The organism is Bradyrhizobium sp. SZCCT0148 (assembly GCF_018129985.1).
GTDB classification, from domain to species: Bacteria; Pseudomonadota; Alphaproteobacteria; order Rhizobiales; family Xanthobacteraceae; genus Bradyrhizobium; species Bradyrhizobium japonicum_H.
This window is the reverse complement of record NZ_JAFCKT010000004.1, coordinates 138,925-162,519: the sequence shown is the minus strand read 5'-3', so window position 1 is coordinate 162,519 and position 23,595 is coordinate 138,925. Positions and strand designations below refer to the sequence as shown.

Genomic DNA, 23,595 nt, shown 5'->3' with positions numbered 1-23,595 from the left:
CCCGCTCATGCGCGACTTCCTCGAACTGGAAGAGACGGTCGGTCGTGCCTGGCACAGGATGGTCGGCGGCACCGCGAGCTATCCGGTTCACGACGACCACGCCGTTGCACTGACCGAAGTAAAGGGCCGGCTCGCGGTGATGTTCCGCGCACTCGGCGGTGAGACAGGCGTGCAGCTCGCAAGCGCAGGCGCACGCCGGGCAGGCCATCGTCTCGGCTGGTGGCAGCGCATCGGCCTTGGCGACGAGCGCCTCGAACAGCCGGGGCGCGACGCTGCAACGATCTTCCTCCCCGATCGCATTGCGATCTTTCCCGACCGCGTCTTGAATGCAACGCTTTATCGCTGGCTTGCGGCGTGGTTCGCGGCCGCGCCAATCGAGGCCTTCGCGGAAACTGATCCGTTGCGGCGGGACCTTCTGGTGTTGCGCCGTGCGAGCGAGACTACGGTCTGGGTACTCTTGCAGCTTCCCGGCCTTGTCGCCGATTACGCGCAGCTTGCCGCAGCAACCGCCGAGGCAAGGCCCCGTCGTTCCATGCCGCGAATCGAGCAGGAGGTCGAGCAGATCGTGCTGGCCCTGCTCGGAGCCGGCAAGCCTCCTGCAGGCAAGCTGTGGCAGGCGATGATGGGGGCGGGCCCGCTGCCCGACAAGGCGCCGCCGGGTTATCATTCGATCCTGCCGTGCCCGCTCTGGGGGGACTGCTGGACGCGCGAGCTTTCGCCCGCACATGCCGGCGAGGATGAGTGCGCACCGGGCGCAGAAGCGGCGGCCGATGATAATCGCAAGCGCCTCGCCGTCCGCGAGCGCGAGGACGGCGCCAATCGCCGCGACCCTTTCGTGCTCAACCGCTTCGAGAAGATCCTCGCGATGGCCGAGATGGTCAATGTCGACCGCCCCGCCGATGACAGCGAGAACGAGGATGCGCAGAAGGCAGCCGACGATCTCGAGGAGATCACGCTCAGCCGCCGCAGCGGCAAGCCGGCGAGCTGGTTCAAATTCGATCTCGACCTGCCACCGGAGGCCCTCGACGCCTCGCGATTGAATATCGGACTGACGTATCCCGAATGGAACTACCGCAGCGGCTCCTATCTGCCGGATCACTGCCGCGTGCTCGCCGGCGCGGCCCCAGAACGAGGCGAGAGCTGGACGCCCGATGAGACCATGCGCCGGCACGTTCGACAGGTCCGCCGTCGCTTCGAGGCCTTGCGGCCGCGTCGCGAATTGTTGCGCGCCCAGGCCGATGGAGATGACCTCGATCTCGATGCGCTGGTTCGGGCGAGATGCGATCTGCGCGCCGGCAGCAGCGGCGGTCTCGATCGCGTCCACATGGCGATGCGGCCGCAGGGGCACGATCTCGCCGTCACGCTTCTGGTCGACGTCTCGCTCTCCACGGACGCCTGGGTCGACGGCTATCGCGTGCTCGATGTCGAGAAGGAAGCGCTGCTGGTCCTCGCCCACGGGCTGTCGGCTTGCGGAGATCATCACAGCATCCTGACCTTCACTTCGCGCCGGCGCTCCTGGGTAAGGCTCGAGACTGTAAAGGCGTTCGGCGAGCCGATGAGCGGGGCGGTGGAGCGCCGCATCGGAGCGCTCAAGCCCGGCTATTACACACGAATCGGCGCGGCGGTGCGCCATGCCTCGGCCGAGCTCGCCCGACAACCGCAACGCAAGAAGCTGCTGCTCGTTCTCACCGATGGGAAGCCGAATGACGTCGATCACTATGAAGGGCGCTTTGCGCTCGAAGACACCAGGAAATCTGTGCAGGAAGCGCGCCGGCTCGGCATGGCGGTCTTCGGCGCGACGATCGACGCGACGGCCCAATCCTACTTTCCGACGTTGTTCGGACGCGGTGGGTACGCCATCGTTGGCAACATCAAGCGATTGCCGGCGGCACTGCCGGCAATCTATCGGCAGGTGGCGCATTGAGGCTTGAAGCAATGGAGCCCGGTGTGAACTGTTGCTCAGGAACTGGGCATATGATCGAATGGCCGGATGGATCAGAAAGGCGAGCTCGATCGCGGTAGCCGCGCGACGATGCGTGACAATCGCAAGAGGTTCAGGCTGATGCTGGTAGCCTGCGGCGACGCCCTGATCGATATCGTGCCGACACGGGACGCTGAGGGACGCGAGGCCCTGATGCCTGCCGTCGGCGGTTCCTGCCTCAACGTCGCGATCGGAATGGCGCGGTTGGGCGCGCCGGCCGGCTTCGTCGGCGGAATCGCGAACGACCTGTTCGGACGTATGATTGCAGAACATGCTGCGGCTTCGCAGGTCGAGCTGGGTCTCGCCACGCGCAGCGATCAGCAGACCACACTCGCCTTCGTTCGGATCATCGGGGGCGAGTCGCATTATGCTTTCTACGATGCCGAGACCGCGGCGCGGAATTGGACTTACCGGCGCGGGACCATTCCCTTCGATGCGGTCGAAGTCGTCCATGTCGGCTCGACCACGCTCGTCGACGACCGGGGCGCGGCGGAGACCAGCGCCCTTGTCGCGGACGCGCGGGCGTCATCGACGATCTCCTTCGACCCGAACTGCCGCCCCAATCTGGTCAAGGACAAGCCGGCCTATCTGGCGCGCATGGCCGAGTTCGCTGGCCGCGCGGATCTCATCAAGATGTCCGACGTCGACTTTGCCTATCTCTTCGGCGATGAGCCTTACGAGCAGCGGGCGAATGCGCTGCTCAGGCAGGGCACCAGCCTCGTTGTCATTACCCGCGGCAGCGATGGCGCCCTCGCATGGCACGCGGGGACAGGGCGCATCGAGGTCGCCGCGCCCAAGGTCGAAGTCGCCGATACGATCGGCGCAGGCGACAGTTTTCAGGCGGCGCTGCTCTTTGCCCTGTACAAGCAGGAACGCCTCGCCCGCGCGAAACTGGGGAGCAACGGCGCAGACGAGCTCCGCCGGGCGCTGTCCTTTGCCGCCAACTGCGCGGGGCTGACCTGCACCCGTCCCGGTGCCGATCCGCCTTGGCGCCACGAAGTCGCGGCGGATTGGTAGGCCGGACGGTCGGCTCACGTCGTTTCCGGGATGTCCCGGCGGACTGCCTCCATGCGTCCACAGAAATGGACAGGGCAGGTTCGCACTGGCAAGGTCCGCGCGACTTCACGCGAGCCGGTCCTCATGAGCAACGACCTCTGCTTCCTATCCGCCACTGAGCTGCGCGAACGCATTGCCAGCAAGAAAGTCTCGCCGGTCGAAATCGTCAGCGCCGTGCTTGCGCGCGCCGAAGCGCTCCAACCGAAGCTGAACTGCTTCATAACGATCTGCGGTGACGAGGCGATGGCGGACGCGCGCGAAGCCGAACGCAGGGTGATGGCCGGCGAGCCGCTCGGCCTGCTTCACGGCATCCCCGTCACCGTGAAGGACATCGTCAACACCAGGGGCGTGAAGACAACCTTCGGCGCGGTTCCCTACAGGGACAATGTGCCGAGCGAGGACGCCGTCGCGGTGGCGCGGCTGCGCGCGCAAGGCGCGATCCTGATCGGCAAGACCACGACGCCGGAATTCGGCAGCAAGTGTTTGACGGATTCGCCATTGTTCGGCCGCACCCGCAATGCCTGGGACGCCGGACGTTCGTCCGGCGGCTCCAGCGGCGGCGCGGCGGTGGCGGTGGCCAGCGGCATCGCGCCGATCGCGGTCGCGACGGACGGCGGCGGCTCGACGCGAATTCCCGCTGCCTGCAATGGCGTGGTGGGTTTGAAGCAGAGCAACGGCGTGATCCCGCACAGCCAGGCGCTGGATGTGTTCGGCAACCAGACCTATGTCACGCCGATGACCCGCACTGTCGCCGACACCGCGCTGATGATGCAGGCGATGTCCGGGGAGGACGCCTGCGACCCCTGGTCGATCGGCGTTCCCGTGCCGGATTTCATTGGCACGGCCGCCCTCCGCGGCGATCTGCGGGGGCAACGGATCCTCTATTGCCTGACGCCGCCCGGCCGTCCGGCGTCCGCCGAGGTCGCAGCCAGCTTCAAGGCGAGCCTCGACCGGCTGGCGGGGCTCGGCGCCGAGCTCGAGGAATTCTCCGGCGACGGTTTCGACATCGAGCCGATCTGGCGCGCCATCAACCACACGGTCTGGCGTACGCGCTTTGCAAAACTCGCGGCCGAGCACGGCGACGAGCTGAGCGAGGCCTTCCTCAAGCAACTCGCGCTCGCGACCGAGGTCAGCGGCGTCGGCTACCAGGAGGCGATGTTCGCGCGCACCGCGCTGTTCCGCCGCGTGCAATCGCTGCTTGCGCACGGACACTTGCTGGCGATGCCGACGCTCACCCGCACTGCGCTGCCGATCGAGCAGGATCTGTTCGGAACCATCGAAATCGACGGAGCGGATTTCGACAGCGTCCGGCCGCACTGGTTCCCCTGGACCATGCCGTTCAACATGACCGGCCATCCCGCAATCAGCCTGCTTTCTGGCTTCGGCCCCGACGGCCTGCCGATCGGGCTTCAGCTCGTCGGCCGCTTCCGTGCCGATGCCGAATTGCTGCGCGTCAGCTCACTGTTCGAAGCCGCTAGCGATCTCCTGTCCCGCTGGCCGGAATGACGCCCCGCCCACGCAGCAAGGGGCTTGCTTCCGGCTTCCGGACGTGTTGATCGTGCCCAAAGTGAGCTTCGAGCCCGAGCGCGCATGAGCGTCTTTGTCCTTCGACGAGTGGTGACCTTGCTGGCGACGCTGGTCGGCGCTTCGCTAATCATCTTCCTCGTGCTCGATGCGCTGCCCGGCAACGCGGCGCAGATGCTGATGGGTGCCGATGCCTCGGCGGATGCGGTGCGCGCGCTCACGGTCAAGCTCGGGCTGGATCAGCCGCTGGCGGTTCGCTATCTGCAATGGATCAAGGGGCTCCTCGTCGGCGATCTCGGCAACTCCTATGTCTACGGCACGCCGGTCGCCAGCCTGATCGCGGAGCGGCTGGTGCTGACCGTTCCGCTCGCGATCATGGCGATGACGATCACTGTGACGCTGGCGCTCACGGCCGGCATCTATACCGCCGCAAACCACAACAGGCTCGGCGATGTCGGCGTGATGTCGCTGACTCAGGTCGGCATCGCGCTGCCGAATTTCTGGTTCGCGATCCTCTTGGTGCTGTTGTTCGCAGTGCGGCTGCAATGGCTCTCGGCGGGCGGATTTTCCGGCTGGGAGGACGGCATCTGGCTCGGCGTCAAGTCGCTGTTGCTGCCGGCGATCTCGCTCGCGGTGGTGCAGGCCGCGATCCTTGCGCGTGTCACACGCTCGGCGGTGCTGGAAGTGCTGCGCGAGGATTTTGTTCGAACGGCGCGCGCGAAGGGGCTCGGCAAGCGGGAGGTGCTGTGGAGCCACGTGCTCCGCAACGCCATGATCCCGGTCATGACGGTAATGGGGCTGCAATTCGCCAATTTGCTCGCCGGCACCATCGTGATCGAGAACGTGTTCTACCTGCCGGGTCTAGGTCGCCTGATCTTCCAGTCTATCGCCAACCGCGACCTGATCGTGGTGCGCAATTGCGTGATGCTGCTGGCGACCATGGTCGTCATCGTCAATTTCGTGGTCGACGTGCTCTATGCCTTCATCGATCCCCGCATCAAGGTCCACGACCTGTGAGCGCGCCGCTGACCACTCCGATTGACGCGCCGATGGCGACGCGCCGATTGCCGGCGAGGACCTTCTGGTCCCGCGCGCTGCGCCATCGCAGTTTCGTGCTCGGTGGTTCGCTGAGCCTCCTGGTGCTAGCCTCGGCGCTGCTTTCGCTGGTGTGGACGCCGTGGTCGCCCTACGAGATCGACATCGCCTCCAAGCTGCGGCCGCCCTCGGCGGCGCATTGGCTCGGCACCGATTCGTTCGGCCGCGACATCGTTTCACTGCTGCTCGCCGGTTCCCGTTCCACTATCTTGGTCGGTGTCATCGCCGTCGGCATCGGTCTCAGCTTCGGTGTGACGCTGGGCCTGATCGCCTCGGCCCGGCGCGGCTGGACGGAGGAGCTCATCATGCGCTTCTCCGACTTCACCTTCGCCTTTCCGGCCGTGCTCTCCGCGATCATGCTGGCCGCGGTGTTCGGGCCCGGCATGGTCACCTCGATCGTCGCGATCGGCATCTTCCAGATTCCAACGCTGACCCGGCTGACGCGCGGCTCGGCCAACGCGATCTGGGCGCGCGAATTCGTGCTGGCCGCGCGTGCCGCGGGGAAGGGCGCCTTCCGCATCACCATCGAGCACGTGCTGCCGAATATCCTGTCGATCCTGATCGTGCAGGTCACCATCCAGTTCGCGCTCGCCATTCTCGCCGAAGCCGCGCTGTCCTATCTCGGCCTCGGCACGCAGCCGCCGCAGCCGTCCTGGGGGCGGATGCTGAACGATGCGCAGACGCTGCTGTTCCAATCGCCGATGCTCGCGGTCTATCCGGGCGCCGCGATCGCGATTGCGGTACTCGGCCTCAATCTTCTCGGTGACGGATTGCGCGATCTGTTCGATCCCCGACTGGCGCGGGAGCGATGAGTATGGGCGAGCGAGAGGCCGTGCCGCTGCTCGAGGTCGATCGCCTCGGCGTCGGTCTCAACACCAGCCGCGGACACGCGCAGGCCGTGCGCGGTGTCAGCTTTACCCTGAAGCGCGGCGAAACGCTGGGGCTGGTCGGCGAGTCCGGCTGCGGCAAGTCAGTCACTGCGTTGTCCCTGATGGGGCTGCTGCCCGATAGCGCAGTGATGTCCGGCAGCACCAAGCTCGACGGTCACGAGCTCGTCGGGCTTGCGGACGCGGACTATTGCAAGCTGCGCGGCAACCGCATCAGCATGATCTTTCAGGAGCCGATGACCGCGCTCAACCCGATGCATACGATCGGTCATCAGGTTGCCGAGCCGCTGCGGCGCCACAGAAATCATTCGGCCGCGCAGGCACGCAGGGAGGCGATCGCGTTGCTCGACCGCGTCGGGCTGCCCGATGCTGTCAGGCGTATCGATGCCTATCCCCACCAGTTTTCCGGCGGCCAGCGTCAGCGCATCACCATCGCGATGGCGCTCGCCTGCGAGCCGGATCTGCTGATCGCGGACGAGCCGACCACCGCGCTCGACGTCACCATCCAGGGCCAGATCCTCGACCTCATCGCCGATCTCGTCGAGGAGCGCGGCATGTCGATGATCCTGATCTCGCACGATCTCGGCGTCATCGCCGAGAACGTGCAGCGCATGATGGTGATGTATGGCGGCACCGTCGTCGAGAGCGGACCGACCGATGAGGTGTTCCGCCGCATGGGCCATCCCTATACGCAGGGGCTGTTCCGCGCCCGGCCGAAGCTCGGCGCGCGCAAGGGCACGCGGCTGAAGACGATCGCGGGTACCGTGCCGGAGCTTGCCGATCTGCCGTCCGGCTGCGCCTTCTCCGACCGTTGTCCGCTCGTGATCGACCGGTGCCGCGCCGCGCTTCCGCCGATGATCGACGTCGGGCCCGGGCACTTCGTTCGCTGCATCAGGACCGATGTCTCGATGTCGGAACGCGAGGGAGCGCTGACCGCATGACGTCCGTGCCGCTTCTCGACGTGAGGGATCTCGAGCAACGCTACGGTCTGCCGCGCGAGAGCCTGTTTCGGCCGCCGGGACAGGTGCGTGCGCTCAATGGCGTCAGCGTGCAGCTCGCCGCGGGCAAGAGCCTCGGCGTCGTCGGCGAATCCGGGTCGGGCAAGTCGACCTTCGCGCGGCTGGTGATGGCGCTGGAGCGGCCGACGTCGGGGCAGGTCGCGCTGCTCGGCCGCGATCTCAATCGCATCTCCGCCGACGAGCTGCGTCGTGCCCGCCGTGACTTCCAGATGGTGTTCCAGGACCCCTACGGCTCGCTCGATCCGCGGCAGACCATCGCGCGCATCGTCGCGGAACCGTTGACGGTGCTGGAGGGGGCCGATCGCGCCACGTTCCGTGAACGTGTCGCCGCGGTGCTGCGCCAGGTCGGCTTGCGCGATGCCGACATGGACAAATATCCGCACGAATTCTCCGGCGGCCAGCGCCAGCGCATCGCCATTGCGCGCGCGCTGATCACCCAGCCGAAGCTGATCGTCGCCGACGAGCCGGTCTCGGCGCTCGACGTCTCGGTGCAGGCGCAGGTGCTGAACCTGATGCAGGATCTGCAGGAGCAGTTCGGCCTCAGCTATGTCCTGATCAGCCACGACCTCGCCGTCGTCGATTATCTCTGCGACGAGGTCGCGGTGATGTATCTCGGCCGGATTGTTGAGCAGGGACGCCCCGAAGACCTGTTCGAGCATTGCGCCCATCCCTACACGCGGGCGCTGCTGGAGGCGGTGCCGCGGGCGCGCGCCGGCGGCGGCCGGCGGCGGCGCGGGGGGCAGGCGATTGCCTCGCAATCCGTGGCCGCTGCCGGCTGCCCCTATGTGGCGCGCTGCCCGCTCGCCGACCAGCATTGCCGCGAGGTTCTGCCTGAGCTACGCAGGGTGGGCGAGGGGCACCTTGCCGCCTGCCACAGGGCCGAGACCGTGATGGCGTTGCCGCAGGCAGCCGTGGAAGGTTAGTGTCCGGAGCCGGATTGGCGTTGAGCTTAAGAATAGAACAGCCGGGGAGTTACGCATGCTGAGGAAACTATCGATCGTCGCCTTTGCCGCCGCGCTGGTGGCCGCGCCTTTGCCCGTGCTGGCGCAGAGCAAGAAAGACAGCGTCGTCATGGGAATGACGCTGGAGCCGCCGGGGCTCGACCCCACCAATGCCGCCGCCGCTGCCATCGCCGAGGTTACGCTCTACAACATCTACGAGACGCTGACCAAGATCAACGAGGACGGTTCTACCTCGCCGCTGCTGGCGGAGAGCTGGACCGCATCGCCCGACCTGAAGACCTACACCTTCAAGCTGCGCAAGGGCGTCAAATTCCAGAATGGCGAGCCGTTCGACTCCGCGGCAGTGAAGTTCTCGTTCGAACGTAACGCGGCCGCGACCAGCACCAACAAGGACAAGAGCCTGTTCCAGGCTTTCGAGAAGGTCGAGACGCCCGATGCCGACACCGTCGTCATCACGGTCAAATATTCCGAGCCCAACCTGCCGTTCCTGCTCGGACAGGCGAGCGGCTCGATCGTCGAGCCGAAGAGCGCGGCGACCAACGTCACGCAGCCGGTCGGGACCGGGCCCTATCAGCTTGGCGCCTGGGCCAAGGGCTCCTCGATCACGCTGACCAAATGGGCCGATTATCGCAACGCCTCCGCGATCAAGCTCTCGAAGGTGACGATCCGCTTCATCTCCGATCCGGCCGCCCAGGCCGCGGCGCTGCTCTCGAACGACGTCGACGCATTCCCGCGCATCGCGACCCGTGTCGTTGCCCAGTTCAAGTCCGATCCGCGCTTCACGGTGCTGATCGGCGGCTCCCGGGCCAAGACCATCGTCGGGATCAACCATCGCAAGAAGCCGCTCGACGACGTCCGCGTTCGCCGCGCCATCCTCGCCGCGATCGACCGCAAGGCGTTGATCGACGGCGCCGTCGAGGGCTTCGGTACGCCGATCGGCAGCTTCTACACGCCGGGATCGCTCGGCTATGTCGACACCACCGGCGTCAATCCCTACGACCCCGAGAAGGCCAAGAAGCTGCTCGCTGAAGCCGGCGTCACCGCGCCGCTCGAGCTGTCGCTGAAACTGCCGCCGCCGCCTTACGCGCGGCAGGGCGGCGAGATCGTCGCGGCGCAGCTCGCCAAGGTCGGCATCGTCGCCAAGATCGAGAACGTCGAATGGGCGCAGTGGCTGTCGCAGGTGTTCGCGCCCAACGGTCCGCATAATTTCGACCTGACCATCGTCAGCCATGTCGAGCCGTTCGACCTCGTCAAGCTCACCGAGCCGGACTACTATATCGGATACAACAACGAATCCTTCAACGCGCTCTACAAGCAGATCGTGTCGACGCCGGACGAAGCCTCTCGCACCAAGCTGCTCGGCGACGCCCAGCGCATGCTGGCGACCGACGCCGTCTCTGCCTACCTGTTCCAGCCGCAATGGCCGACCGTCACCAACAAGAAGCTGAAGGGCGTCTGGAAAGAAGTCCCGCAGTTCGAGAACGATTTCTCGGCCTGGTCCTGGGAATAGGGGCGCTCGAACAGAACGAAGGTTCGCATCGACAATGGCCTCTTCCATCGGGAAGGGGCCATTGGTTTGACGACGCCGAGCTAAATACGCGAAAACAACCCCATGCACAGTAGAAGGCGCCAGCTATTTCAATGGCTTGCGGGGTCGCTCGGCATCATGCGCCACAGCTGAGGCCTTGATGCGTCGGGCAAAACATCGGCATGATGGCAGCATCACAAGAACGTCGCGTCGTTTCCTTCGAGCCCAGCTCTCGGTCGGTTTCCGGACATTGAACGATCGAAATCCTCATGCGTTAGCTTGACGCAGGAGTGCCGCATGCGGCGCGATCCGCCGCCAGGGGCACACGGAGTTCGGTTCTTGCTCAAACTGCACAGATGGCCGTCCAACGACTGGCGGAGCATCAGCACGGAAATGCCCTCGGAGATCATTTGGGCCGATCTGCTGAATGCGACCGATGAGGAGAGGCAATTCGTCGAACGGCTGCTCAAGATACGCATTCGATCCGAGGATTCGCTGAGCGAGATCGAAGCATCCAGCCGGTTGGTTGTCGAGCGCGGGTCGCTCTATCTCAGCTCGCCTGCGGTCCGGCTCGACGAGGGAGGCGAGGCCGAACTCACGCCGGTGGGTTTTGTCATCGGCCCGCGCGTGCTGGTCACGGTCCGCTTCGCCGAGTTGCCGATTTTCGACGACATCGGCAAGCGCATCGGCTCCGACGACAGCCTCGAAAACGGCATGTGCGTGTTCACCAGTTTGCTTGAAGCCATGGTCGATCGTGGCGCCGATGTCCTGGAGCATCTCGGCGCCAAGCTCGACGAGCTCTCGCGGAGCGTTTTCAAAGGGGGCCTGGTTCACAGCAAGCGGCCGGTTCGCTCCAGCCGCAGGATGCGAGAGGCGCTGGAAAACATCGGCGGGCTTGCCGACCGTCTCGCCAAGGCGCGCGATGTTCTACTCGGGGTCGGTCGCATCGCGTCGTTTGCCGGCGACGTGGGAAGCGAATGGATCACGGCCGCGTCAAAGAAGCGCCTGGAGGCCGTGTCGAAAGACGTGGCTTCGCTCGGCGATTACGAGACGCGGCTGTCCGATAAGATCCAGCTTCTGCTCGACGCGGTGCTCGGCTTCATCAACATCCAGCAGAACGAGCTGTTCAAGATCTTGACGATCGTGTCCGTGGTCGGTGTGCCCCCAACCATCCTGGTCGGCATCTGGGGCATGAATTTCAAGCACATGCCTGAGCTGGACTGGACTTTCGGCTATCCGCTGGCATGCCTCGCGATCATCGCAAGCGGCGTTCTGCCGCTGATCTGGTTCAAGCGGCGCGGCTGGTTCGAGTGAAAAGAGCGGCGCATCGATCGTAACGATGCGCCGCTCGTGGTTCATGCTGCCTTGGCGTCGACCTTGCCGATCCAGTCGCGGGCGAGCGTCACGTCGGCTTGCGACAATTGATGGCCCGCCGGCAGGACCCTGTGGGTCACGCTCGCGCCTGCCTGCGACAGCAGAGCCGCAAGCTTGGCCGAATTGCCGGGCGGTACGATCGGATCGGTCTGCCCGGACAGTAGAAGGATCGGCTTGCCTGCAAGATCGGCCGCGGGCGGATCCGACAGCGGCACCATCGCGCGCAGCAGGATCGCACCGCCGAGCACGTTCGGCTGCAGCAGCAACAGCGCGGCTGCGATGTTGGCGCCGTTGGAGAAGCCGACCGCGACAGGCGAGGCGAGGCCGTAGCGTTGCCGCGCGTCGTTGACGAAGTCACCGAGTTCGTTTGCGCGGCGACGCACATCTGCCTCGTCGAAGACGCCTTCGGCGAGACGGCGGAAGAAGCGCGGCATGCCGTGCTCGAGCACGCGGCCGCGCGGCGAGAGCAGGGCGGAGCCAGGCGAGATCATCTTGCCGAGCCCGAGCAGGTCGTTCTCGTCGCCGCCGGTGCCGTGCAACAGCAGCAGCGGAGGGGAGCCCGCGCTGGTCGCGGGCTCGAAGCGATGGATGAAAGCACTCTCGGTCATGACACGCCCTCTTCCAGGCTCGGCAACACGCCCTCGATCTGCTTGCGCTGCGCTTCGAGGAAACTCGGCAGCTTCAGGTCGCGGCCCAGCGTCGCAACCGGTTCATCGACGGCGAAGCCGGGGATGTCGGTCGCGATCTCGAACAGCACGCCGCCGGGCTCGCGGAAGTAGATCGAGCGGAAGTAGTTGCGGTCCCTCTGCTCGGTCGGATGCAGGCCGTGATTGCTCACGAGCTGTTGTGCCATCCTGCCTTGCTCGGCATCGTTCGCCGCGCGGAAGGCGATATGGTGCACGGAGCCGCCGCCCTGATGGCCGCGCAAGAAGCCCTTGGCCTCGTAGATGTCGACGACGCTGCCCTCGGCATCGCCTGATACCTTGAAGCGGATCACCGAGCCTTCGCGGCCAGTCTCCTTGAAGCCGAACACGTCGGTGAGGACAGCGGCCGTCTTCGCCGCACTGTCAAGCAGCAAGGTTACGCCGTGGAAGCCGCGGATCGCATGCTCGGCCGGCACTTCGCCATTGCTCCAGCCTGGCTCGTTCTCGGCACCCGGCACGCCGACCAGCGCGAGCGCCATGCCATCAGGGTCGGTGAACGGCAGCACGGACTCGCCAAAGCGCTTCTCGAGCGCCTCATAGGCAATGCCCTTTTCGGTGAACCGCTGGGTCCAGTAGCCGAGCGAGCGCTGCGGCACGCGGAACGCGGTCTGATGGGTCTCGCCGACGCCACGGCGCCCCGAGGGAACGCCGGCCCAGGGAAAGAAGGTCAGGATGGTGCCGGGACGGCCGGTCTCGTCGCCGTAATAGAAGTGATAGGTGCCGGGATCGTCGAAATTGACCGTCTTCTTGACGAAGCGGAGGCCGAGATCCCGGGTGTAGAAGCCGAAATTGCGGATGGGGTCGCCGGCGATCGCGGTCACATGGTGCAGTCCAGACATTGTCGTCCTCCAAAGTTCGGGGAGCTGCTTGCTCTCTGGCCGGAAATATCGTTCCGCTTTGGATTGGAGACAATCCATGCAAATATGACGTCTATGTCTACGATTTGGAAACAATCGGCGGAAGCAGCCCGTGGATAAGCTCGGCAGCCTTCGGGCCTTCGTGAAGGTGGTCGAAAGCGGCAGCTTTGCCGAAGCCGGCCGGCAGCTGCGGCTGTCGCGCTCGGCGATCAGCAAGTACATCGCCGACCTCGAGGAAAGTCTCGGCGTCCAGTTGCTGAACCGGACCACGCGGCATGCGAGCCCGACCGAGAGCGGCCAGCGCTATTTCGAACGCGCGCTCGTCATCCTCTCGGAGGTCGAGGCGGCCGATCAGGCAGTGACACAGGCCCAGTCGGCGCCGCGCGGGCTGCTTCGGGTCAACGCACCGATGTCGTTCGGCACGATGCGGCTGGGTCCGGTGCTCGCCGATTTCATGGCGCGTCACGGCGAGCTTCAGCTCCAGATCGTGCTCAGCGACGACCTGCTCGATCCGGTGCAGGACGGCTTCGACGTGACCTTGCGGATCGCGGAATTGGAATCGTCGAGCTTGATCGCGCGAAAGATCATGCCGGTGCCGCGCATGATCTGTGCGTCCCCCGATTATCTCGCGCGTCACGGCACGCCAAAGCACCCGCAGGATCTGCGCGAGCATAATTCGTTGACCTACGGTTTCCTGCTGACAGGCAACCAGTGGAAGCTCTCAGGCAGCGACGGCGATCACTGGATCCAGCCGGCCTGGTCGCTCTGCGTCAACAACGCCGAGGTGCTGCGCGACGTCGCGATCAAGGGCAGGGGGCTGGCGCTGCTGCCGGAATTCATCGCCGCCGATGCCTTGAGGAAGGGCGAGCTACGCACGGTGCTGGATGATTATTCAGCGCCGCCGCTTGCGCTCTATGCAGTCTATCCGCCGACTCGACATCTGTCGGTGAAGGTGCGGCTGTTCATTGATTTTCTGGTGGAGCGGTTCGGGCGGGACGAGGAAGCGGGCGCCAGGGCGCGCTGAGAATCCAATCAATGCAATCACATGAGTGACGGTCCGTGCTGCAAAGGCATCGGCTCGGCCGCGGCAGGCGCTCGCCATTCGAATATCCCACTGCCGCTGGCGAGGGCGAAAAGGGGCGTTGTGCCCATGCAATGGGCACTGCAAGCCTGCAAATCAATCATTCAAAAGATTGATTTCAATATGCATTCCTGCACCATCGATTGCACATCTCGCCATTTCCTTTGGCGTCGGTGAGGCCAACACTTCTCCTGCTTGCGGCGGAAGGTTCGAAGCAAGCCGCGGAGCCACGAGGATGCCGATGCAACTGATCACCGAGGCGATCTCGAATCCAAAGGTCAAGCGCGCCATCGAACTCGCGATAGGGCCGCTGCTGCTGTTCGCGTTGTGGTGGATCGCTTTCAAAGGACAGCTGGTCAATAAGGATTTGCTGCCCTCGCCGGTCGACACGCTCCGCGATACCGCGGCCAGCATCGCAGCCGGCAAGATGACCGGCGATTTCGTCCACACCATCGCGCGCGTCGGCTATTCGACCTTGATCGCAGTGATCGCCGGCGTTCCGGTTGGGATCGTGCTCGGCGCCAGGGCCGCAATCTATCGCTCAGTCGAATTCCTGGTCGACTTCTTTCGCTCCACGCCGGCGACCGCACTGTTTCCGCTCTTCCTGCTGCTGTTCGGTCTCGGCGATTTCGCCAAGATCGCCGTCGCCGCCTTCGCCGCCTGGCTCGTGATCGTCTTCAACGTCGCTTACGGCGTAATGAATGCCCGTCAGACCCGCATCCTCGCAGCCCGCTCGATGGGCGCCTCGTCGCTGCGCATCTTCAAGGACGTCATTTTCTACGAGACCCTGCCGCAGACCTTCGTCGGCCTGCGTACCGCAGTGTCGCTTGCGCTGGTGGTGATCATCGTCGCCGAGATGTTCATCGGCGCGACCGACGGCATCGGTCATCGCATCATCGACGCGCAGATCTCGTATTCGCTCACTGACATGTACGGCTCCATCCTGATCGCAGGCGCGATGGGATACGGGCTCAACCTCATGCTCCTGATGATCGAACGCTCGTTCATTCACTGGTCAGGCAAATAGTCCGCCAATCCAAAAACCGAGAGGCCATCATGCAAACGAAGAGATTTCTTGCGGCGTTCGCGACGTCCACGTTCCTGCTTGGCACGGCCGGGGCGCATGCGGCCTGCGACAGGACCGAGAAGGTGACCGCAGTCTGGTTGCCGATCATGCAGACGACGGCCTATTATGTCGCTCTCGAAGAGAAGCTGTTCGAAAAAGCCTGCATCGAAATCGTTTCCACCAAGATGGAAGCGCCGAACCAGATCATCGACGCCCTGATCGCGGAGCGCGCCGATTTCGGCCCTCCGGGCGCGGCGGCCGGCATCGCGATGATCGCGGAGGCCAAATTTCCGGGCAAGCTGAAGGTCTTTGGCCTGCAGGGCGGAGGCATCGCCGTCGATCGCATCAACGACGGCCTGATCGTAAAACCGGACAGCCCGATCAAGAGCTTTGCCGATCTAAAGGGCAAGTCGCTCGGTCACGTCCCGGGTATTCAGTGGCGCACCATCTCGCGCCACATGGTGCGCTCGGCGGGGCTCGATCCCGATACCGACGTCAAGCTCGTCGACCTCGCGGTCGCCATGCAGGTCCCCGCCGTGGTCGGCGGCACCGTCGATGCGACGCTATCGCTCGAGCCGGTCGGATCGATCGCCGTCGCCTCGGGCAAGGCGGCCCGCGCCATGACCAATCCGGTCGCGCACGTGATTGCCGATCCCTTCTATTCCGGAGCATCGTTGATGACCACGAAGTTCCTGAGGGAGCGACCCGACGTTGCGCGCAAGGTCGTTGCCGTGATCGACGAGGCGACGGACCTCGTGAACGCCGACTTCAAGAAGTACAAGCCGATCCTCACCAAATATACGCCGATCAAGGAAGATCAGCTCGAACTCCTGGCCCAGCCTTATCTGCGCGGCTTCAAGGACCTCAACGATACCGACTTGAAGTCGTACCAAGCGCTTGTCGACGTCTTCATCAAGGAGGGTGTGGTGGCAGGCCCGATCAACGTCAAGGACAAGCTGCTCGCCAAATCCGACCTTGGCAACTGATTGGATCATGCGATGGGGAACGTGACCGCGATCCGCAGCGTAGACCGGCCAGCCGCCGAAGGCCCGACGCCTGTTCCGTCGCCGAAGCCGCGGCAGGCCTACCTCACCGTGCGCGGACTGAGCAAGAAATTCCAGGGCACCACCATCTACCACGACTTCTCGATCGACCTGCCGATGGGAAAGTTCATCTCGGTGTTCGGCCCGAACGGTTGCGGCAAGAGCACTTTCATCAACATGATCTCCGGCCTGATGCCGATGGATTCGGGTGAAGTGCTCTACGACGGCCAGACCATCCGGGACACCAGGATATCGTACGTCTTCCAGAACTACAGGGAAGCATTGTTTCCCTGGATGCGTGCAATCGACAACATCCACTATCCGCTGAAAGTGATCGGGGTGGATCGCAAGGAGCGACGGCGGCGCGTCGAAAAGCTGCTCGCGGATTTCGACGTTCCTTTCGACCTCAACTCCTATCCTTACACGCTGTCGGGAGGCCAGCAGCAGACGGTTTCGATCCTGCGCGCGCTGGTGACCGAGCCCGAGGTCCTGTTCCTCGACGAGCCATTCTCTGCGCTGGACTACGAGATGACGCTATTCATGCGGGAACGGCTCCAGCACATCTTCATGAAGCTGAAGACCACGATGTTGCTGGTGTCGCACGATCTCGAGGAAGCCATCCAACTCGCCGACCAGGTCGTGCTGCTGACGCGTCGTCCGACGCGGGTCGCGGAGATTGTTCCGGTGGATCTGCCCTGGCCGCGCGACCTCGACGTCACCACCGGCGAGGAATTCATCGCCCTGAAACGCCATTGCCTCGATCGCTTCTGGCGCGAGGTCAAGCGAGACTAGTTCGACCAACTTTCGAAAGATGGAGACCAAAATGACGAAGCGCCGTTTCCGCGCTGCCGCAGTCCAGACGCTTGCTCGCTTAGGGGATTTCGACCACAACATCGCGCTGGCGACGCAATACGTCGAGGACGCGGTGAGGCAGGGGGCCGAACTGGTGGTGTTCCCCGAGTGCATGGACACCGGGTATCTGTTCGATTCCGCCGACCACTGCCGCGAGCTCGCCGAAACGATGTCGGACGGGCCGTTCGTGACGGCGTTGTCCGCACTTGCCAAGAAGCACCGCATCTACATTGCCAGCGGCGTGACAGAATGGGATCCGGACAAGGAGAAGGTCTTCAACACCGGCATCATGTTCGGCCGGAACGGCGAGACCGTCTGCCACTATCACAAGCAGTTCCTCGCCACCCACGATCAGAACTGGTTTGCATTCGGCGAGCGCGGCTGCCCTGTGGTGGAGACCGACCTCGGCAAGATCGGCTTGCTGATCTGCTTCGACGGTCGCATTCCCGAGATCTTCCGCGCGATGGCGATGCAGGGCGCGGAGGTGATCGTCGACATGGCGAACTTCTTCGCCATGGACCAGGCGGACATGTGGGGCCCCGCCCGGAGCTACGAGAATGGCCTGTGGCTCGTCGCTGCGACAAAGGCCGGCTACGAGCGGTCGATCTATTATCCGGGCGGCAGCATGATCGTCGACCCAAAAGGACGGGTGCTGTCGAAGGTGCCGTACGATACGCACGGCATGGCTATTGCCGACGTCGATCTCGACGCCGCGCAAGACAAGTCGATCTACGCGGCGAACGACAAGATCGCCGACCGTCGTCCTGAGACCTACGGCCTGATGGCGCTGCCGTATGAGCGGACGCCGGTTTACCGGATCGCGGAGCAGCCGCTTATCCCTGCGAAGTCCGTTGCCAAGGTTGCGGCCGTGCAGATGCATGTGACAAGGGACAACCCGGCCGAGGACGTGTTCGACATGGTCGACCACGCTGCCAAGCTCGGCATCAAGGTTCTCACGCTGCCGGAATATGCGTTCTGCCCGTCGGCCATTCCGAACGCAGCGGAGGCCGCGGCGCTTGCCGACCAGATGGCGTCGCTGCTGGCGAAGACGGCCGCGATCGCGTCCCGCTACCAATGCCTCATCGCGCTGCCAACGGTGGAGAGGGCCGCAGCCGGCCTATACGTCACGACGTTCTTGATCGGGCCCGACGGGACGGAGGTCGGAAAATATCGCAAGACTCATCTGACGGCCGAGGAGCGCAGATGGGCGAAGGCGGGCGATGACTATCCGGTGTTCGACACCCCGTTCGGCCGGATTGGCGTCATGTCCGGCTACGACGGCGTATTCCCCGAGGTCTCGCGTTGCCTCGGCATCGCGGCGGCGGACATCATCCTGTGGCCCGCCTCGCTGCGCGAGCCGTTCGAGCGGGAATTGCTGGCGATTCCAAGGGCCGAGGACAATCGGGTGGCGGTGGTGCTGGCGAACCGCGTCGATTCGCCGTATCCCGGCGGAAGCCTCGTGATTCCGCCGACCGGCTTTCCGCTCTGGGACATCAATGTGGTTGCGCCGCGAGTCTTCAAGCTCGGCGCCGTCATGCCCAAGCACATCGATCTTGCAGTCTGCCGGCAGAAGCTGATGATCCCGAAGGTCGACATGTTCGCCAACCGGCTGGTCGAGACCTACGCCCCGATCATCGCCGCCTGACGATTGCCGTGTCTGCCGGAATGCCTGAAAGTAGCGAGTATTAGATGCCAAAGCTCGCGAACGGGCATGTCAGGACGGCCGAGATGGCAAAGGCTGCGCGAACGCTGCGCTACAATTGGGACGACGTGATCTTTTTCCTGGAGGTCGCGCGCACCCGCAATCTGGTTCGCGCCGGCCAGAAGCTGAAGGTCGACCACACCACCGTCAGCCGGCGGGTGAGGGAGCTCGAACGCAGCCTCAACACCACGCTGTTCAAGCGCAGCAAGGCCGGCTTCGCCTTAACCGAGGCGGGCCTGCGGCTGCTTCAGTTCGCCGAGGGCATGGAGGACAACGCCAACGCGATCATCGAGACGGTGGTCGGTTCCGAGAAGGCGGACGCGGCTGGCGCAGTGCGAATTGCCGCCATGGAAGGCATCGGCAGCATGTACCTGACGGGCTGCATGGCCGCGTTCAGCAAGGCGTGGCCCTCGATTCAGGTTGAGTTGATCACCGATACACGACTGCTCGACATGACGCGCCGTGAGGCCGATATCTTCATTAGCTTCTTCCGACCAAAGGGAAGGCGGCTCTCGGTCAAGAAAATCGGCGAGTTCCGAATCTATCTTTACGCGTCAAATGCCTATTTGCAGCGCGCGGGAGCCCCGGCCGATCTGAGGGACCTCGACAACCACGACTTCATCGATTTCATCGACGAGCACATTCACATCAAAGAGAATCGCTGGCTGTCCGACATCCTGCGGCCGGCCCATGTCGTTTTTCGCAGCACCAGCCTGGTCTCTCAATACATGGCGGCATCAAATGGGCTCGGCATCGCCATGCTGCCGTCCTACGTGGCGGCCCATAACAAGGATCTGCGGCCGATCCTGCCGAGCTATTTTTCGGTCCGCGACATCTGGCTTTCCGTACACGAGGACCTCCTCCACATCGCCCGCATCAAGGCGGTCATGGGCTTCCTCGAGAAACGCGTCGCAGCCGATGTCGATCACCTGTTGTCGGCGGCGCATCCGCGTTGACCAGATCGAATACTACCTGATTAGCGGCTGTCCACCGGACGGAGCAGATCGTTCAGCGCACTCGTCGAGGCCTTTTGAAGCGCAGCAAGCTCGCGGGCAGCGTCCTTGCATTCGGCAAGGGACATCAAGGAGGCCGCAAGCTCGACCTCGCGGCAACGCTCCAACAAGCGGACGAGGCCGAGCGCGCTGGCGGCGCTGCCGAGTTGATGCGCCGAGCGCGCGAGTCGCTTCCGATCGCCGGTCGCCGCGGCGTTCGCGATGTCGTCGATCAGGTTTTCGGTGGTCTCTCCGAGCAAATGATGGAGCTTTGCGATTTGAGCGGACCCCAGCAGCTCCCGCTGGTCGTCGAGGAAGTGTCTGTCGATCAGTCCGCCCGCGGAGAGTTGCACGGCTGCCGGCTCGACCTTCAAATCGTCATCGATCGCCTCGCGGAGCGCGTTGATCAGGATCGGCTTGCTGACGACCCGGACAATGCCTGCGTCCGTCAGCCGTTCGCGCGCGCCGGAAGATACGTCCGCCGTCACGGCGATGATGCGCGGCATCCTCGGCAGGTCGAGCTTGCCGATCCGCGATGCCGCCTCGACGCCGTCCATGTCGGGCATGTGCAGGTCCATCAGGATGACGTCGAACGACTGCTCACCGGCAAGAGCAACTGCGGAGGCACCATTCCTCGCGATGGTCGGATGATGGCCGAGCCGCCTCAGAATCGCTTCGCCGACCTCGCAATTGACGGGATCGTCGTCGACCAGCAGCACGCGGAGCTGCCGCGTCGGCGGCGCGACCGCACCTTGCGCGACACTGCTCGCGGCCTCGCCAAGCGGCACCTCGAACGTGAACGTGCTGCCCGCGCCCGGCGTGCTGGCAACCGTCAGCCCGCCGCCCATCAAGCGGCTGAGGCGCCGCGCGATTGCGAGTCCCAGGCCCGTGCCGCCGAACCGCCGCGCGATGCTGTCGTCCGCCTGCACGAAATCCTCAAAAATCCGCTCGTGCATGTCGGGGGCGATGCCGATGCCGGTGTCGCGGACCGTGATGCGCAGCAGGATGTGATCATCTTGCCGATCGGCGGTCGCGTTCACGGTGATCCCGCCCGCTGGCGTGAACTTGATGGCGTTGCCGATGAGGTTGAGCAGGATGCGGTTGAGACGGACGGGATCGCCGTGCACGGTGGTTTTGACCGAGACATCGCAGACAAGATCGAAGGCCAGGCCCTTGCCGAGGGCCTGCGGACGCATCAGGTCGGCGGCCGTTTCGATCAGCTGGTCGAGGCGGAAACTGCGCGGCTCCAGGGCCTCGGTGCTGGCCTCCAGCCTCGCATATTCCAGGATAGCATCGACCAGTGCGATCAGCGTCTCACCCGACGCGGCCGCGGTCGTCAGATGACGCCGCTGCGCTTCGCCGAGGCTGCCGTCGTCGAGCAGTTGCAGCACGCCCATGACGCCGTTCAGCGGCGTGCGCAGCTCGTGGCTGACGACGGCGAGGAAGCGCGATTTGGTTTCGTTGGCGGCCACCGCCACGCTGCGCGCGCGCTCGGCGGCGTCGTGCTCGGCGAGCGCCTGATCGCGCGCCTTCTCCAGCTCGGAGGTGCGCTCGATCACCTTGCGCTCGAGCGTCGCGTAGGAATGGCGCAACTGTGCGGCCATCCGGTTGAACTGGTCGCCGAGTGCCTCCAGCTCGTCGCCGGTCTTGATCGCGAGCCGCAGGCCGAGATCGCCGCTGCCGATCCGCCGTGCGCCCTGCGTCAGGAGCTGGATCGGCCCCGTCATGCGCCGGCTGAGAAAGAGAGAGACCAGCACCGCACCGGCGAGCAGGGCGACGAGGAGAAACGTCGAACGGCCGATCGACGCATAGATCGGCGCATAGGCTTCGCTGAGCGGCAGCTCGACGAACACCAGCCAGCCGAGCGAGGGGACCGTTGCATAGGTCGACAACACGCGCTGGCCGGTCAGATCCTCCTTGACCAGCCCGCCGGAGGGCGGCCCCACGCCGTCGAGCGCGGCGCGGACGTCCGCATGTCCCGAGAGATCGCTGCGCTGCAGGGCCCGCCACAGATCGGGATGCGCGATCAAGACGCCCATGCGGTCGACCACGTAGGCCTTGCCGGTGTTGCCGACCCTGATGCCGGTGACGAGGTCCCAGATGAAACGCAGATTTACTTCGGCGACGATCACGTCGGGATTGCGACCGGTGCCGCGTGTGGACAACGTCATGTACGGTTCGGTGTCGCCGAAGAAGTAGACCGGCCCGTAATAGGCCCGGCTCTCGTTGGCGCCTCGGAAGGCCGGCGACGCCGAGAGGTCGGCCTTGCTGCCGATCCTGTCCGCCACACGGCGCGACACGCGCACCCGCTCGATCCCTTGCGAATCGAGCTCGGCGATTTCCGCGATGGCCGGCGACAGGCGCAGCAGACGGATCGCGTTCAGGCGCTGGTCTTCGTTGGTCGACAGTTCCGGCGGCAGGCGCGCCAGCCATCTGATCTGGCTTTCGATCTGGCCGATGAATTGGCCGATCTGGATCGCTGCGGACGCGGCCTGTTCGCGCTGGGTGGCCGCCAGAAGCTGCTTCTGCTCGCGATAGGAGAACCAGACGTCGAAGCCGGTGTTGATGGCGAGCGCGGCAAAGGCGAGGGCGACGATCGAGTAGAGATATTTGCGGAACAGCCGGCCGGGGGGGGGCCGCGACGGTCCCTGGTCGATCGTCTCGTTCACTCGCGGATCTCGTCAGCGCGCGCGAGCAGCGTGAAGGGAATGCTCAAGCCCAGCGATCGGGCGACCGTGCGGTTGATCAGGAGCTCGTACTTCCGCGGCGATTGCACCGGAAGATCGCCGGCCTTGGTGCCGCGCAGGATCAGATCGACGTAATCGGCGGAGCGCACTTCCAGCGTCGGGCCGTAGCTCATCAATCCGCCGGCATCCATGAAGTAGTGAAACGGATAGATCGTGGGCAAGCGATACTTGGCGGCCGCCGCAACGACGGCCTGCCGGTTGACGACGAGGAAGCTATCGACCAGCGCAATCATCGCCCCCTTCGGCTGTTCGGCGAAGCGCCGGACGGCTTCGTCAATGTCGGCAGGCGCGTCGACCGGGACGGGGATGACGGACACGCCGCACTCGGCCGCCTCCTGCTCGATCGAGTCCAGGAAGAAGCGTCCCGCCCGAGGCGTGGTCGACGGGTTGTACAGGGCGCCCACGCGGGAAATATCCGGCACGGCCTCACGGACGAGCTGGAGCCATTTGCCGCCCATCTCGGCGGTGCTGCTGGTGAAGCCCGTTACGTTGCCGCCGGGATGGGCGAGGCTTTCAACGAAGCCGTTGCCGACGGGATCATTGGCGGTCGCGAACACGATCGGAATGGTTTTGGTGGTGGCAAGAACCGCTGCGGTTTCGACCGTCGACCCCGTCAGAATCACGTCCGGCTTGAGCTCCAGCAATTCCTGAATTGCCGCCTTCATCCGACCCGGTGGGCCGAAGCTCGAACGGAGCTCAAGGCGGAAGTTGACGCCCTCGACCCAGCCGCGCTGCCGCAAGCCGACGATGAGGCCGCCGAGGCGGGAGGTCGCGCTGTCGATCATGCTGCGCCGGGTCAGCTCGTCGTCGAGCGGCAAGGCGGTCAACGATGCGACGATCCGCATGCGATCCGACGTTGCGCCGAGCGCGACCCATCCTGCGGCGGCTGCGCCCGCAAGTCGAATGAAGCCGCGGCGATCCACCGCGAGAGCGGGAGGCCGTTCGGTCATGAAATTCTTCGCATGCTGGCTTGCCCCAGCGGATGCTTAGCGCGAACGGCCGGCATCCACAATTGATGAAAAAATGCGCTTATGAATGCTCATTCGCAGCGTTTGGCAGCACGATACCGTATTCCTACGCGGCCAAAGAGTCGCTGCTTCGCGTGTTGTCCCCTTCGTGACGCCT

At 64.6% G+C, this 23,595-nt stretch carries 19 protein-coding genes; 15 read left to right on the top strand and 4 right to left on the bottom strand.

The genetic code is table 11. The annotated features are described in order from the left end of the window. Positions 1 to 7: 7 nt before the first annotated feature. The 9 genes from JQ580_RS15530 to JQ580_RS15490 all read left to right on the top strand — a co-directional run bounded on the left by JQ580_RS15530 (position 8) and on the right by JQ580_RS15490 (position 11,366). A complete protein-coding gene (locus tag JQ580_RS15530; RefSeq protein WP_212280941.1) occupies positions 8 to 1,924 on the top strand; it encodes a nitric oxide reductase activation protein NorD in 1,917 nt (638 codons plus the stop codon). Between the two features lie 138 nt (positions 1,925 to 2,062). After that, complete coding sequence (locus JQ580_RS15525) at positions 2,063 to 2,998, top strand: carbohydrate kinase family protein (protein WP_212281195.1); 936 nt, start codon at positions 2,063 to 2,065, stop codon at positions 2,996 to 2,998. A 123-nt stretch (positions 2,999 to 3,121) separates the two neighbouring features. Continuing rightward, positions 3,122 to 4,543: an amidase gene (locus JQ580_RS15520; protein WP_212280940.1), complete on the top strand. Its 1,422-nt coding sequence runs from the start codon at positions 3,122 to 3,124 to the stop codon at positions 4,541 to 4,543. 84 nt (positions 4,544 to 4,627) lie between these two features. Then, entirely contained in the window at positions 4,628 to 5,578 is a 951-nt protein-coding gene (locus JQ580_RS15515; RefSeq protein WP_212280939.1) for an ABC transporter permease, read from the top strand. After that, on the top strand, positions 5,575 to 6,468 hold the full coding sequence (locus JQ580_RS15510; RefSeq protein WP_212280938.1) for an ABC transporter permease: 894 nt from the start codon (positions 5,575 to 5,577) through the stop codon (positions 6,466 to 6,468). Before JQ580_RS15515 ends, JQ580_RS15510 begins: the two co-directional genes overlap by 4 nt. Positions 6,469 to 6,470: 2 nt before the next feature. Further along, positions 6,471 to 7,484 (top strand): ABC transporter ATP-binding protein, encoded by a 1,014-nt coding sequence (locus JQ580_RS15505; protein ID WP_212280937.1) that lies wholly within the window; start codon positions 6,471 to 6,473, stop codon positions 7,482 to 7,484. Then, positions 7,481 to 8,485, top strand: a complete 1,005-nt coding sequence (locus JQ580_RS15500) for an ABC transporter ATP-binding protein (RefSeq protein ID WP_212280936.1) — start codon at positions 7,481 to 7,483, stop codon at positions 8,483 to 8,485. The genes JQ580_RS15505 and JQ580_RS15500 overlap by 4 nt, the downstream gene beginning before the upstream one ends. A gap of 55 nt (positions 8,486 to 8,540) precedes the next feature. Further along, complete coding sequence (locus JQ580_RS15495; protein ID WP_212280935.1) at positions 8,541 to 10,034, top strand: ABC transporter substrate-binding protein; 1,494 nt, start codon at positions 8,541 to 8,543, stop codon at positions 10,032 to 10,034. A gap of 357 nt (positions 10,035 to 10,391) precedes the next feature. After that, complete coding sequence (locus JQ580_RS15490; protein ID WP_212280934.1) at positions 10,392 to 11,366, top strand: magnesium transporter CorA family protein; 975 nt, start codon at positions 10,392 to 10,394, stop codon at positions 11,364 to 11,366. A 41-nt stretch (positions 11,367 to 11,407) separates the two neighbouring features. Here the strand turns inward: JQ580_RS15490 and JQ580_RS15485 are convergent, their stop codons facing one another. Both JQ580_RS15485 and JQ580_RS15480 read right to left on the bottom strand, forming a co-directional pair. Continuing rightward, complete coding sequence (locus JQ580_RS15485) at positions 11,408 to 12,034, bottom strand: alpha/beta hydrolase (protein ID WP_212280933.1); 627 nt, start codon at positions 12,032 to 12,034, stop codon at positions 11,408 to 11,410. Further along, positions 12,031 to 12,969 carry a ring-cleaving dioxygenase gene (locus JQ580_RS15480; RefSeq protein ID WP_212280932.1) on the bottom strand — a complete coding sequence of 313 codons (939 nt, stop codon included), beginning with the start codon at positions 12,967 to 12,969 and terminating at the stop codon, positions 12,031 to 12,033. Before JQ580_RS15480 ends, JQ580_RS15485 begins: the two co-directional genes overlap by 4 nt. A 130-nt stretch (positions 12,970 to 13,099) precedes the next feature. On the opposite strand from JQ580_RS15480, the gene JQ580_RS15475 reads away from it, so the two are divergent. The 6 genes from JQ580_RS15475 to JQ580_RS15450 all read left to right on the top strand — a co-directional run bounded on the left by JQ580_RS15475 (position 13,100) and on the right by JQ580_RS15450 (position 19,687). Continuing rightward, positions 13,100 to 14,011, top strand: coding sequence for a LysR family transcriptional regulator (locus JQ580_RS15475; protein WP_212280931.1), 912 nt, complete (start codon positions 13,100 to 13,102; stop codon positions 14,009 to 14,011). 292 nt (positions 14,012 to 14,303) lie between these two features. After that, positions 14,304 to 15,095: an ABC transporter permease gene (locus JQ580_RS15470; protein WP_249134198.1), complete on the top strand. Its 792-nt coding sequence runs from the start codon at positions 14,304 to 14,306 to the stop codon at positions 15,093 to 15,095. A gap of 29 nt (positions 15,096 to 15,124) precedes the next feature. Next, positions 15,125 to 16,120, top strand: coding sequence for an ABC transporter substrate-binding protein (locus JQ580_RS15465; protein WP_212280930.1), 996 nt, complete (start codon positions 15,125 to 15,127; stop codon positions 16,118 to 16,120). A 12-nt stretch (positions 16,121 to 16,132) separates the two neighbouring features. Then, on the top strand, positions 16,133 to 16,969 hold the full coding sequence (locus tag JQ580_RS15460; protein WP_212280929.1) for an ABC transporter ATP-binding protein: 837 nt from the start codon (positions 16,133 to 16,135) through the stop codon (positions 16,967 to 16,969). 31 nt (positions 16,970 to 17,000) lie between these two features. After that, positions 17,001 to 18,674, top strand: coding sequence for a carbon-nitrogen hydrolase family protein (locus tag JQ580_RS15455; RefSeq protein WP_212280928.1), 1,674 nt, complete (start codon positions 17,001 to 17,003; stop codon positions 18,672 to 18,674). Positions 18,675 to 18,718: 44 nt separating this feature from the next. Then, positions 18,719 to 19,687, top strand: a complete 969-nt coding sequence (locus JQ580_RS15450) for a LysR family transcriptional regulator (protein ID WP_249134197.1) — start codon at positions 18,719 to 18,721, stop codon at positions 19,685 to 19,687. Positions 19,688 to 19,707: 20 nt separating this feature from the next. Here JQ580_RS15450 and JQ580_RS15445 read toward each other — a convergent pair whose 3' ends face one another. Together JQ580_RS15445 and JQ580_RS15440 are read right to left on the bottom strand one after the other, a co-directional pair. Next, on the bottom strand, positions 19,708 to 22,392 hold the full coding sequence (locus JQ580_RS15445) for a hybrid sensor histidine kinase/response regulator (protein ID WP_212280927.1): 2,685 nt from the start codon (positions 22,390 to 22,392) through the stop codon (positions 19,708 to 19,710). Beyond that, the gene (locus tag JQ580_RS15440) at positions 22,389 to 23,420 is read right to left on the bottom strand and encodes an ABC transporter substrate-binding protein (protein WP_212280926.1); all 1,032 of its coding nucleotides are present in this window, start codon (positions 23,418 to 23,420) and stop codon (positions 22,389 to 22,391) included. Before JQ580_RS15440 ends, JQ580_RS15445 begins: the two co-directional genes overlap by 4 nt. Positions 23,421 to 23,595: the final 175 nt, after the last annotated feature.

Excerpts from the sequence above, each read along its gene's own strand:
- JQ580_RS15470 (WP_249134198.1), top strand. The coding sequence starts at position 14,304 with ATGCCGATGCAACTGATCACCGAGGCGATCTCGAATCCAAAGGTCAAG.
- JQ580_RS15495 (WP_212280935.1), top strand. The coding sequence starts at position 8,541 with ATGCTGAGGAAACTATCGATCGTCGCCTTTGCCGCCGCGCTGGTGGCC.
- JQ580_RS15525 (WP_212281195.1), top strand. The coding sequence starts at position 2,063 with ATGCTGGTAGCCTGCGGCGACGCCCTGATCGATATCGTGCCGACACGG.
- JQ580_RS15515 (WP_212280939.1), top strand. The coding sequence starts at position 4,628 with ATGAGCGTCTTTGTCCTTCGACGAGTGGTGACCTTGCTGGCGACGCTG.
- JQ580_RS15450 (WP_249134197.1), top strand. The coding sequence starts at position 18,719 with ATGCCAAAGCTCGCGAACGGGCATGTCAGGACGGCCGAGATGGCAAAG.
- JQ580_RS15465 (WP_212280930.1), top strand. The coding sequence starts at position 15,125 with ATGCAAACGAAGAGATTTCTTGCGGCGTTCGCGACGTCCACGTTCCTG.
- JQ580_RS15440 (WP_212280926.1), bottom strand. The coding sequence starts at position 23,420 with ATGACCGAACGGCCTCCCGCTCTCGCGGTGGATCGCCGCGGCTTCATT.
- JQ580_RS15520 (WP_212280940.1), top strand. The coding sequence starts at position 3,122 with ATGAGCAACGACCTCTGCTTCCTATCCGCCACTGAGCTGCGCGAACGC.
- JQ580_RS15485 (WP_212280933.1), bottom strand. The coding sequence starts at position 12,034 with ATGACCGAGAGTGCTTTCATCCATCGCTTCGAGCCCGCGACCAGCGCG.
- JQ580_RS15455 (WP_212280928.1), top strand. The coding sequence starts at position 17,001 with ATGACGAAGCGCCGTTTCCGCGCTGCCGCAGTCCAGACGCTTGCTCGC.
- JQ580_RS15460 (WP_212280929.1), top strand. The coding sequence starts at position 16,133 with ATGGGGAACGTGACCGCGATCCGCAGCGTAGACCGGCCAGCCGCCGAA.
- JQ580_RS15500 (WP_212280936.1), top strand. The coding sequence starts at position 7,481 with ATGACGTCCGTGCCGCTTCTCGACGTGAGGGATCTCGAGCAACGCTAC.
- JQ580_RS15480 (WP_212280932.1), bottom strand. The coding sequence starts at position 12,969 with ATGTCTGGACTGCACCATGTGACCGCGATCGCCGGCGACCCCATCCGC.
- JQ580_RS15505 (WP_212280937.1), top strand. The coding sequence starts at position 6,471 with ATGGGCGAGCGAGAGGCCGTGCCGCTGCTCGAGGTCGATCGCCTCGGC.
- JQ580_RS15530 (WP_212280941.1), top strand. The coding sequence starts at position 8 with ATGCGCGACTTCCTCGAACTGGAAGAGACGGTCGGTCGTGCCTGGCAC.